Below are 12,398 nucleotides of genomic sequence, written 5' to 3' on the forward strand. Positions count from 1 at the left end.
TCGGGATTTGTTCGCTTACTGCCTTGCTGTAACACCAATGACTTTGGCTAATATTAGACGGTTAACAGACCTTATCCTGCATCCTTGGCGCTACAGCGGTGTTAGCTTCGCTCGAGCGCATGTGCTTGAAGCATGTGACGAGTTTATCTTTTGACGTTGAGCGCAATCAGGGATATTGCCGACAAAGACGATGGCCCGAGTGAGCCGCCACGGACGCTCGCGAAAAGCGCGCTTGGGCAGGGATGCCCATCGCGTTGGCTTGATGAGGCTAGCGGCTGCTGGAGGGAATGGCGCAGCCACAATATTTCGCGCAAGGCGCGGGATTGTTAAGGGTGTGCGCCCACACACCCTTAGCCGGTTGAGGCATCAAGAGTTGGGGGAGCGGCAATCTCATGTCAACCGAACTCATCACCTAATGACCCTTGTACGACCTAAAAGGTCACCCCGCAGAAACACTCTTACGGCGCTTATCCAAATCCTTCAATAGGCGATTCACCTGGCTGTCAGCAAACATCTCTTCCAGCGTGACCGTCAACTTGCGCCGCCAGTTTGGATACTCATCGCTCGTGCCGGGAATGTTGACCGGTGTCGCCATATCCAGCCAATCTTCTGGCTGCAAGCCCAATAACGCGCTGGCGCTGTCAGCAACATAGCGCTGCAATCCACGATTGAGTACCGGGCTCATCGCCAGTAACGAAGCTTTGTGACCCACCTTCTTAGGTACGCAATCATAATGATGCAGCCCTTCCAACAACCCTTGCTTGGCGCGTTCTCTATCGAGATAGAGCTGCTTCAATATCTGTTGGTCCGGATATAACCCCAGCTTATTGCCCAGTGTCAGATCATCTGCTTGCCAATAGCCTCGCAGTGTCGGCAGGTCATGAGTGGTAATAGTCGCCATCGCCTGAACCGGATAAGACTGCGGTGCACGGAAAATATTCTCACTGTCATGCTCGAAATAGAGCACCTTATAAGAGTACACGCCGCTATCACGCAACTTACCAATAATCTCGACCGGTACAGTGCCTAAATCTTCGCCAATCACCATACAGTGATGACGCTGACTCTCCAGCGCCAATATCGCCAGCAGATCATCGACCGGGTATTTAACATATGCCCCCTGATCTGCCGTCTGACCGTAAGGGATCCACCACAAACGCAATAACGCCATCACATGGTCAATACGCAGTGCACCGCAACTGGTCATATTGGCGCGCAGCAAATCAATAAACGGCTGATAGGCGCGAGCCACCATCACGTGCGGGTCCATCGGCGGCAAGCCCCAATTCTGACCGAGCGGCCCTAAAATATCAGGCGGCGCGCCCACCGAGGCTTTCAGGCAATATAGCTCGCGATCACACCAAGTTTCAGCCCCACCTTCAGCTACACCCACCGCTAAATCACGGTACAGACCCAACGGCATTTTACGCGCCTGGCTGTCACGGAAGCAGTCATCAAACTGGCTGGCGGCCAGCCACTGTAACCACAGATAGAAGTTCACATCATCCGCGTGCTTACGGCAAAAATCAGCCACCGCACTGCTATTTCCATCACGATATTCGGCAGGCCACACCGGCCAGCCCCACATCATGGGGTCATTTTCACTCAAATGGGCATGTAGGGCATCAAAGGTAGCTTGTTGATGTAGGCTACTGCCGCCCTGCTCAACAAACTGATGGTATGCCTGCACCCGCGTATCTTTTGCTTTCCGCGCTGTAAACAGCGGGAACGCCAAACGCAAAGCGGTCAGTTTAAGCTGCATGGCCTGCGGGTAATCAACCCATTCACTGGCGCGAATGTCAGCCAAAATGCGTTGGGTTTCGGGCCGATGCCACCAGATTTGTGCCGCTTCGCTGTGCTTAAATTCATCCACGCTGTTGACGTCGATATAAATCACATTCAGCCAGCGTCTGGATGAGGGGCTATAAGGGCTGGCACTTTGTGGGTTAGCCGGATAGAGCGCATGAATCGGATTTAAGCCAATAAAAGCGCCGCCCCGCTCCCCGACCTGCCCCAGCATCTGGGCTAAATCGCCAAAGTCGCCGATACCCCAATTGCGCTCAGAGCGCAGGGTATAGAGCTGCACACAAGCTCCCCACAGCTTTTTCCCGGCCAGTAACGCATCCGGCTCATAGCAGCGCTTCGGCGCGACGATAACCGAGCACTGCCACTGCTGCAAACCTTGCTCCAGAATCAACCGGTGATAACCCTGTGGTAGGGCCGTGGGCAGGGTCAATGTTTTGTTCGCACTGATACGCCCTTGATGTAAATCACCTTTTTCTGTCTGCAACTGCCAATGATAATCGCCTGACCCCGCCATTGGCAGCTGCATCGGGCTACCAAAAATAAATACTTTTACCACCGGTAATGGTGCTTTCTCTGTCTGGGTAACATGGGACGCATTCATACGCCCCATGGCCGCCAACAACTGCTGCTTGGTTTCCGGCAAAGTGGCCTGCGGCTTACCATGAGCATTAATATAGCTGGCGGCGATCCCTGCCAGTGTCGCTGCTTGATCGAGCGATTTACGATCCATGCAGTCTTCTCCTTAACGTTTGGCTTGCCAGATCCGCGATTGATAATCGCGAATTGAACGGTCAGAACTGAACATCCCTACCCGGGCGGTGTTAAGAATGGTACGGCGGGTCCATTCATCTTTATCGCGGTACAGGGCATCAATTTGCTGCTGCGCCTGACAATATGAGGCAAAGTCAGCCAGCACCAGATAAGGGTCACTCCCTTCCAGCAAACTGTGCAGCATCATGTCAAAGGCGTGTTTATCACCCTGACTGAATGCCCCACTGGCCAGTTCATCCAGAATACTTTTCAGGTGCGCATCTGTTTTCAGGTATTTTTGTGGCTGATAGCCTTTGGCCAGAATGGCTTTTACCTGCTCCACGGTGTTGCCGAAAATAAAGATATTGTCGTCGCCCACCTGTTCGGCAATTTCGACGTTAGCACCATCGAGCGTGCCTACCGTCAAGGCACCATTCAGCGCCAATTTCATGTTGCCGGTGCCGGAAGCTTCCTTACCCGCAGTTGAAATCTGCTCAGAGACATCCGCCGCTGGGATCATCAATTCCGCGACTGAGACACGATAATCGGGGATAAACACCACTTTTAGGCGATCTTTGACGATCGGATCGTTATTGATCTTATCGGCGACCTGATTTATCGCATAGATAATATTTTTGGCCAAATAGTAACCGGGCGCTGCTTTGGCCCCAAACAGAAACACGCGCGGTGCAATATCCAGATTCGGGTTATCGCGGATCTGGCGATACAAAGAAAGAATATGCAGCAGATTCAAATGCTGGCGCTTATATTCATGCAGCCGCTTAATCTGTACATCAAAGATGGCGTCCGGGTTGATAGTCAGCCCCATAACGCGCTTAACATATTCAGCTAGCTTAACTTTGTTGTCATATTTGATCTGCTGATAGCTTTTGCAGAAAGCTTTATCGTCTACATAAGACTCAAGGCCGGCTAATGCATCCAGATTATTCGCCCACTCCACTTTCAGCGTTTCATCAATCAGGCCAGACAGCGCCGGATTACATTGCTTCAACCAACGGCGTGGCGTAATACCATTAGTCACATTGTGGAATTTATTTGGCCATAATTCATAGTATTCAGGGAACAAATCTTTGATAACCAGATCCGAGTGCAATTGCGCGACACCATTGACGGCGAAGCCACTGACGACACACAGATTGGCCATGCGCACCTGCTTATTATGATGCACTGCCAGTTTGGCCCAAATCTCGTCATTGCCCGGCCACTGCTTATCGACCAGCTTTTTAAACTGCGCATTGATCTGCTTGATAATGACAAAATGGCGCGGCAGCAAGCTGCGAACCAACTTTTCATCCCAGCACTCAAGGGCTTCTGGCATCAAGGTGTGGTTGGTGTAGGCGAAGGTTCTGCTGGTAATCGCCCAGGCAGCATCCCAGCTTAGCTGATGCTCATCGAGCAGTACGCGCAGCATTTCAGGAATAGCGATCGTCGGGTGAGTATCATTGAGCTGAATGACTTCATAATCCGGCAACTCAGCCAATTTACGGCCTGCCAGATGGTGCTTACGCAGGATATCGGCCACCGAACAGGCGCACTGGAAGTATTGTTGCATCAGTCGCAAGCGCTTACCGGCCAGGTGGTTATCGTTGGGATACAGCACCTTGGTCAATTTTTCAGCTTCAACGCCATTTTGTTCTGCCAGCAAGAATTTGCCATCATTAAATTTTGTTAAATCAAATGGATGCTGATGAGTCGCCTGCCATAAGCGCAGTGGCTGGGTGATGCCATTACGATAGCCCAACACCGGTAAATCCCAGGCCTCGCCGCGCAAAGTAAACGCCGGGCGCCATAACTGACGGCCATCCGCTTGTTTTTCCAACTTGCCGCCAAAACCGACATCCACCGCCAGTGCGGCATTGTGGCGGAACCACGGATAGCTCTCACGCTGCCAATTATCTGGCGCTTCCTGCTGCTTACATTCACTAAACGACTGACGGAACAGGCCATACTGATAATTCAGGCCATAGCCGGTGGCAGGTTGTTCAACCGTCGCCATCGAATCAAGGAAACAGGCCGCTAAACGCCCCAGCCCACCATTGCCCAGTGCCGGGTCGGTTTCCTGCTCCAACAGATCACTCAAGTTAATCTGCTGTTCAGCCAGCACGGCTTCCACCTGGTCATACCAACCCAAGTTAATCAGGTTATTTGCCGTCAAACGACCAATTAAAAACTCCATCGAAATGTAGTTAACATGGCGCTGTACTTTTTTGGTTTTCGCTGGCGCAGGCTGGGCAGATAACTGTTCGGCTAATGCTGCACTGACCGCTTCCCACCATTGGTGTTGGGTCATTTGCTGAGCGGAGGTTAAGCCAAAGCGCTGCCACTGGCGGGTCAGTGCGGCCAGGAAATCATCCTTTTTAAGCATAGGCTGTGACATAGGGAGGTCTCTATCCTGTGGATTGGGTAATTTTACCCTTATCCTGCCAAGTAGAAGCGGCAAGGGCATCATCCTGCCGGAGGATTAGCTGGGGATGAGTCGCAGGGCGTAGCTAAAATTGTGATCCGGTGCAACTTACAGCCATAGGAAACATTAACTCTATTGCAATAAGATGGCTGTTATCAGACCTTAGCAGTGCTGATTAATTACGAGGCTAAAAATAATTACTCTTATGAATGCCTGTAACAACTCATTACAAATGGACATATCAATCGCCAGGACATCTTCTCACCGGATCTCTTTAAAACCGGATACAGTATGCTGATCCCATCAAAATTGAGCCGCCCGGTACGGCTACAAAATACCGTGATACGTGACCGCCTCTTGGTTAAGTTATCAGGTGTGGCGAACTATCGTCTGACCTTAATCAATTGCCCGGCGGGGTACGGTAAAACCACGCTAATTGCTCAATGGGCTGCCGACCAATCCTGTCTCGGTTGGTACTCTCTGGATGAAAGTGACAATCAGCCAGAACGCTTCGCCACCTATCTTGTCGCCGCAGTGCAGCTAGCGACTGGCGGCCATTGCAGTAAAAGTGAAGCCCTCAGCCAGAAGCATCAATATGCCAGCCTCTCCGCGCTATTTGCTCAATTATTCATCGAGTTGTCCGATTGGGACGGCCCGCTTTACCTGGTCATCGATGACTATCATCTGATTACCAATGACGCCATTCATGAGACCATGCGCTTCTTCTTGCGCCATCAGCCAGAAAATCTGACACTGATTTTACTCTCCCGCACCTTACCGCCACTGGGTATTGCTAACCTGCGGGTGCGCGATCAATTGCTGGAGTTGGGGATGCAGCAGCTGGCGTTTAATCATCAGGAAGCACAGCAATTTTTCGATTGCCGCCTGCCAACGCCACTGGAGCAGGGTGATAGCAGCCGCCTGTGTGATGAAGTTGAAGGTTGGGCCACAGCGCTGCAACTGATTGCGCTGTCTTCACGTCAGCCCAACTCCTCGGCGCAAAAATCGGCCAGGCGCCTCGCGGGGCTGAATGCCAGCCATCTGTCAGACTATCTGGTCGATGAAGTGCTGGATCAGGTTGATAGCAATGCCCGCGCTTTCCTGCTGCGTTGCTCGGTATTACGTTCCATGAATGATGCCCTGATTGTGCGCCTGACCGGAGAAGACAATGGCCAACAGCGGCTGGAAGAGCTAGAGCGTCAGGGATTATTCATTCATCGTATGGATGACAGCGGCGAATGGTTCTGCTTCCACCCCCTATTTGCCACCTTCCTGCGTCAGCGCTGCCAGTGGGAATTGGCGCTAGAGCTGCCGGAGCTACATCACGCGGCAGCGGAGGGTTGGATGGCGCTGGGCTACCCCGCGGAGGCGATCCACCACGCGCTGGCTGCCGGTGATGTCGGCATGTTGCGCGATATTTTGCTGCAACACGCCTGGACCTTATTTAACCACAGTGAGCTGGCGCTACTGGAGCAGTGTCTGGTCGCCCTGCCTTACTCGCTATTGGTACAGAATCCAGAGCTGGCGCTACTGCAAGCCTGGCTGGCGCAGAGCCAGCACCGCTACGGCGAGGTCAATACTCTGCTTGAGCGCGCGGAAGCGGCAATGCAGGAGCGTAAAATTCCGATCGATGAAATTTTACGTGCTGAATTTGATGCGCTACGTGCTCAGGTGGCAATCAATGCCGGTAAACCGGACGAAGCCGAAAAACTGGCTACCGAGGCCCTGAAGTACCTGCCGATGGCGAATTTTTACAGCCGGATCGTGGCCACCTCCGTCACCGGAGAGGTGCATCACTGCAAGGGGGAGCTGAGCCGTGCGCTGCCGATGATGCAGCAAACCGAGCAGATGGCGCGCCGCCATGAGGCTTATCACTACGCTCTATGGGCGCTGCTGCAACAGAGCGAAATTCTGATTGCTCAGGGCTTCCTACAGGCGGCCTATGAGACTCAGGATAAAGCCTTTGAGCTGATTCATGAGCAACACCTTGAACAGCTACCGATGCATGAATTCTTGCTGCGCATTCGCTCTCAGGTGTTGTGGTCATGGTCACGGCTGGATGAGGCAGAAGAAGCTGCGCGTAAGGGCATCGAAATCCTGGTGAACTACCAGCCGCAACAGCAGTTGCAGTGTTTGGCGATGCTGGCGAAGTGTTCACTGGCCCGTGGGGATCTGGATAACGCCAATATGTATATCCAGCGCTGCGAGGCGCTGCAACATGGCAGCCAGTATCATCTCGACTGGGTAACCAATGCCGATAAACCACGAGTGATCCACTGGCAGATGACCGGCGATAAAGTCGCAGCAGCGAATTGGTTGCGTCAGGCAGAAAAACCGGGCATGGCCGATAACCACTTTTTACAGGGTCAATGGCGCAATATTGCCCGGATTCAGATTATGTTGGGGCGTTTTAATGAAGCCGAAGTGGTGTTGGACGAACTAAATGAGAATGCTCGCCGCCTGCGCTTAACCAGCGATCTCAACCGTAACTTATTGTTAAGCAATACACTTTACTGGCAAACCGAACGTAAAGGCGAGGCACAAAAAGCGCTGATTGAATCACTGTCACTGGCCAATCGCACCGGCTTTATCAGCCATTTTGTGATTGAAGGTGAGGCCATGGCACAACAGCTGCGCCAGCTGATTCAACTGAATGCGCTACCTGAATTGGAACAGTTCCGCGCCCAACGAATTCTGAAAGACCTTAACCAGCACCATCGGCATAAATTTGCTCATTTTGATGAGATCTTCGTCGATAAGTTACTCACTCACCCGCAAGTACCGGAATTGATTCGCACCAGCCCGCTGACCCAACGTGAATGGCAGGTGTTGGGGCTGATCTATTCTGGCTACAGTAACGAGCAAATAGCCAGCGAGTTGGAGGTGGCGGCAACCACCATTAAAACCCATATCCGTAATTTGTATCAAAAGCTGGGTGTCGCTCACCGACAGGAAGCAGTACAGCAAGCGCAGCGGTTATTACAGATGATGGGGTATATTTAAGCCGCAGGGCGAATATGCCCTGCTTTTTCATTATGTCGATGTAGCTATGTTTATTTTACGGTTGTTTTCATCCTGTAATCGCTTATTAGCCTGTAAAAGCCATGTGGTTTTCTTACCCTCATCGATAGACTTGTTCTGTTCGATTCGATTGAGAATGGAATTAAACACCATTAACATATCCTTGCTTTCACAAATTCGTTCTGCATCAAAACATTTCACATAATCATCTAAGAATACTGATTTTACTTCATATATTTGTTTTAAAAAACGCTTAGCGTTAGCTTCAAATACTTCCGGATTATCACGTGACAAGTTAAGCAAGGCTTTAATTTCTTCGACCAATGTTTTATTAGCATATAAATAATCATTATAAAAACCACTTGGAATAAATAAGTTGGGATTAAAATCCCAAAGCTCATCGGCAAATTTTGACATTTCTTGCATTCCATTATTAATTAATTCAGGTGGTTGGTACGCTAATAATAAATCTTCAACTTCACGAATTGAGCTAATACATGAATTTTTGTCATCATTTGAGGCGAAATAATATAGCTTATCAAAAGCGTTATTCATAGCTATTTTATTTTCAAGTTCAGATAACTGCTGAATATCAACGATGCCTTTTTCATTGGCAATATTCTTAATATTCTTAATATTCTTAATATTCTTAATATTCTGCACGGTAGGTTTTAAGTTTAGACTTTCCTTACAATATTTAACAAACTTCTCCATATTAGATATATCTAAATCAGCATCAGTTAATCCTGCTTTATTTTCATCAGGTGTTAACTTTTTCTTCGCAGATTCAATAATATTTTCAGCACAATTAATGCTTAACGCTCCGTCATTCGGATTAATATATTCCTTACATACTATTTTATTTTTAAAAAGAATTATTTTATCCTTTATATTTTCAATGATATTATTGACGACCTCACGTTCAAACTTGTTTTTCTTAATGTCTTTAACTGCATCTAAAGCAGTGGAAATAAGACTTTCAAATTTCATTTCCTCAGCATTAGCATGAATATCTATCTTTCTAACTATTTCATTAAGCTGAATCGACCCTTTTAAATTTTCTATTATCTTGATGAGATCATCAATTAATTTATAGTCCGCAACTATTTTATCATAATCTAAACATGCCAATATCTTGTCAAGAGACATTAATTCATCAGTTATTTTTCCATATGGCGAAGTCGTGTATATTTTTACTGTCTTGATATCAAAAGCCTTGCAAAAATATGGTATTTTTCCTTCTTCTCCTGACTCGATTGGTATTGCCAAATAAGGATCACCATTAGCCATCAGGACAACCCGCTCTGGCTTAACTAGCTTATCATCATTATTGTAGATTATTCTAACGAAACATTTTTCTTTCTCACTTGAGGAGTTAATGTATTCGTTAATTATCGTGTTGAAAATGAAACTCTCTCTGATGCTTACTCCATTGAGATATTCATCCCACTCAATATTATTGATTCCATCATTATTACTTGCATCACCATATTTCTCAAATTTCTCAAAAATATTTAATCCTGATTTTTTTATTATCTCTTTATCATAATTTGTTAACCAACACTGCTCGGGGTTTATCGTTATAAAGTTGTCATTGTACTTTATATCTATAGCTTTAATTTTTTTCCCACTCCTGATTTTAAGTTTTTCCTCATCCCACTCAACCTCGCAGTGAATACAATAACTAACTTTTTCTCTTATCTCATCTGGCAGTATTTTTTCGAATGCAGCCAATATCTCAATTGGGTTATCTACTAAATTATTTTCATGCATAATTTTATTTAAATTTTCCAGTGCACAACCTTTCGTTTCTTGGCAAGTTATCAATCTAATAAAATCTATAAGTTTTTCCCACAGTGTTAATTGAGCTTTAAACCCATCAGGTTTTACTTGAAGAGAATATAAATCACTTTCAGTTAACTTATGACTGGAAAAATACCCTGCATTAATACTACTCATAAGAAATACCCTCTATGTCAGTTTGTATAACTCTACCTCCTGCAATAAAAATTTCTTTTATATAAAACCCTATTTTATAAAGTATGCCCTTTTAAAAGAGCACCTATACCCCTATATAACTTGTTGATTTTTGTCTGGCGAAAATCGCTTACAATAGTGCGTTAACATCACTCATCTGCATTAGGGCTTAATGGCTATATGGAACAGTTTGAAACAATCAGTGTTGAGCAGGCGCACAGCCGTTTGCAAGAGAATAACGCGGTCTTAGTAGATATTCGCGATCCACAAAGTTACGAAGCAGGTCATGCGCCAACCGCATTCCACCTGACCAATAGCAGCCTGCATACCTTTATGCAGCAAACCGATTTTGAACAACCCGTCATGGTGATGTGCTATCACGGTAACAGTAGTAAGGGTGCTGCGCAGTATTTGCTCCAGCAAGGTTTTGATGCGGTTTACAGCATTGACGGAGGTTTTGAAGCCTGGGCCAGAAGCTACCCACAAGAGGTGGTGTCTGCCTGTTAGCTAATACTCGCCCAATTGTGATATTTTTAAGCGCCTTAATCGCATTTATAAGATTTATAACTTCACGTTAGAATGAAAAAAATATGATCCGTGTGATAGCAATCTCTAATCTACGTCTGGCGCAGGCCTTTGTTGATTATATGGCCACCCGCAATGTGCCGCTGGAACTCCGGCCTGATTCTCAGGGCGCTGAGATCTGGTTAGCTGATGATGAGCAACTCCCCCTGGTGCAGCATGAGCTGGAGCAGTTTTTGCTTGATCCGCTGAATCCGCGCTATCAAGCCGCCAGTTGGCAATCAGGTAACTTGCACTCTAATTTACCCTATCAGCGCTTTTCCTACCTCCAGACACTGCGCAGCCAGGCCGGGCCACTGACTCTGAGTATAATGGTGCTGTGCATCGCCATCTATCTACTAATGCAGATATTCGGCGATAACGCCGTGATGTCCTGGCTTGCCTGGCCCCGCGATAGTAGCCAATATCTGCAAATCTGGCGCTGGGTCAGCCATGCTTTCCTACACTTTTCACTGCTGCATATCCTATTTAACCTGATGTGGTGGTGGTATCTCGGTGGGCAGATGGAAAAACGACTTGGCACCGGCAAGTTGCTGGTATTAACTATCGTTTCCGCCCTGTTCAGTGGTTGGGGGCAGTCGCTGTTTAGCGGCGTGAACTTTGGTGGTCTTTCTGGTGTGGTCTATGCCCTAATGGGCTATGTCTGGCTGACTGGCGAGCGCGCACCCGAGCGTGGTATCTCGCTACCCCGCGGCTTGATGGCTTTTTCTGTTCTCTGGCTGGTTGCCGGATATTTCGATATTTTAGGTTTGTCGATTGCCAACGCCGCTCATGTCTCAGGTTTGATTATTGGGCTATTAATGGCATTCTGGGATACGCGCAGCAGCGTAAGAACTGCACAATAACTGCCTGGAACAACCAGGCGCATTAGGGGATTATCGTGAAGCAAACGCAGCGGCATGATGCGATTATTGAACTGGTACGCCAGCAAGGTTACGTCAGTACTGAAGAGTTAGTGGAGCATTTTACCGTTAGCCCGCAAACCATCCGCCGCGACTTGAATGATTTGGCGGACCAAAACAAGATCCACCGTCATCATGGTGGTGCGGCGCTACCGTCCAGTTCGGTTAACGCAGCTTATAACGATCGCAAAGTGATGTGGTCGGAAGAGAAAGCCCGCATTGCGCAACGTGTTGCCAGCCAGATCCCCGATGGTGCAACACTATTTATCGATATCGGCACCACGCCAGAAGCCGTTGCTCACGCCCTGATGAACCATAAAGGTCTGCGGGTGGTGACCAACAATCTTAACGTGGCCACCTTGCTGACCGCCAAAGAGGATTTCCGCCTGATTTTGGCTGGCGGTGAAGTCCGCACCCGCGACGGTGGAATTATTGGCGAAGCTACGCTGGATTTCATCTCTCAGTTCCGCCTTGATTACGGCATCCTTGGTATCAGCGGTATCGATATGGATGGCTCTCTGCTGGAGTTTGATTACCATGAGGTGCGCACTAAGCGGGCGATTATCGAAAACTCCCGTTGTGTGATGTTGGTGACCGACCACTCCAAGTTTGGCCGTAACGCGATGGTGAATTTGGGGAATATGAATTTGATTGATTATCTGTTCACAGATCAGATGCCCCCTGCCAGTGTGATGAAGATTATTGAGCAGCATGATGTTCAATTGGAGTTATGTTAGCGGTTCAGATTCGGTTGGTGATCGGTTCGGTTGGTGATTGGTTCGGTTGGTGATTGGTTCGGTTGTTAAATCGGATCTGGTTTCGGTTGATATTCGTTCAGTGTTTACCTTATCTCCATCGCCTCAACCGAGCAGGAGGGCAAGCCGGCCCTCCTGCACCTGCGGCTTGCGCGAAATATTGCCCTGCGGGTAAACCTC

The 12,398-nt window shown here is 48.2% G+C and carries 7 protein-coding genes; 4 read left to right on the forward strand and 3 right to left on the reverse strand.

Going from position 1 to position 12,398, the window contains the following annotated elements; all coding sequences use genetic code 11:
- Window positions 1-439: 439 nt before the first annotated feature.
- Together malQ and malP are read right to left on the reverse strand one after the other, a co-directional pair.
- Window positions 440-2,536, reverse strand: coding sequence for a 4-alpha-glucanotransferase (gene malQ / locus AACW11_RS12935; RefSeq protein WP_212586903.1), 2,097 nt, complete (start codon window positions 2,534-2,536; stop codon window positions 440-442).
- A 12-nt stretch (window positions 2,537-2,548) separates the two neighbouring features.
- A complete protein-coding gene (malP, locus tag AACW11_RS12940) occupies window positions 2,549-4,954 on the reverse strand; it encodes a maltodextrin phosphorylase (protein ID WP_212586904.1) in 2,406 nt (801 codons plus the stop codon).
- A 318-nt stretch (window positions 4,955-5,272) separates the two neighbouring features.
- On the opposite strand from malP, the gene malT reads away from it, so the two are divergent.
- Window positions 5,273-7,984 (forward strand): HTH-type transcriptional regulator MalT, encoded by a 2,712-nt coding sequence (gene malT, locus AACW11_RS12945; protein ID WP_212586905.1) that lies wholly within the window; start codon window positions 5,273-5,275, stop codon window positions 7,982-7,984.
- A gap of 30 nt (window positions 7,985-8,014) precedes the next feature.
- Here malT and AACW11_RS12950 read toward each other — a convergent pair whose 3' ends face one another.
- Complete coding sequence (locus AACW11_RS12950) at window positions 8,015-9,961, reverse strand: hypothetical protein (protein ID WP_212586906.1); 1,947 nt, start codon at window positions 9,959-9,961, stop codon at window positions 8,015-8,017.
- Window positions 9,962-10,159: 198 nt separating this feature from the next.
- On the opposite strand from AACW11_RS12950, the gene glpE reads away from it, so the two are divergent.
- The 3 genes from glpE (at window position 10,160) to AACW11_RS12965 (ending at window position 12,200) form a co-directional block, all read left to right on the forward strand.
- Entirely contained in the window at window positions 10,160-10,486 is a 327-nt protein-coding gene (gene glpE / locus AACW11_RS12955; protein WP_212586907.1) for a thiosulfate sulfurtransferase GlpE, read from the forward strand.
- Between the two features lie 83 nt (window positions 10,487-10,569).
- Window positions 10,570-11,406, forward strand: coding sequence for a rhomboid family intramembrane serine protease GlpG (glpG, locus tag AACW11_RS12960; RefSeq protein WP_212586908.1), 837 nt, complete (start codon window positions 10,570-10,572; stop codon window positions 11,404-11,406).
- 35 nt (window positions 11,407-11,441) lie between these two features.
- Complete coding sequence (locus AACW11_RS12965) at window positions 11,442-12,200, forward strand: DeoR/GlpR family transcriptional regulator (RefSeq protein WP_004878022.1); 759 nt, start codon at window positions 11,442-11,444, stop codon at window positions 12,198-12,200.
- The last annotated feature ends 198 nt before the right edge of the window (window positions 12,201-12,398 follow it).

Source organism: Yersinia sp. Marseille-Q3913 (genome assembly GCF_963892745.1).
Classification (GTDB): domain Bacteria; phylum Pseudomonadota; class Gammaproteobacteria; order Enterobacterales; family Enterobacteriaceae; genus Yersinia; species Yersinia bercovieri.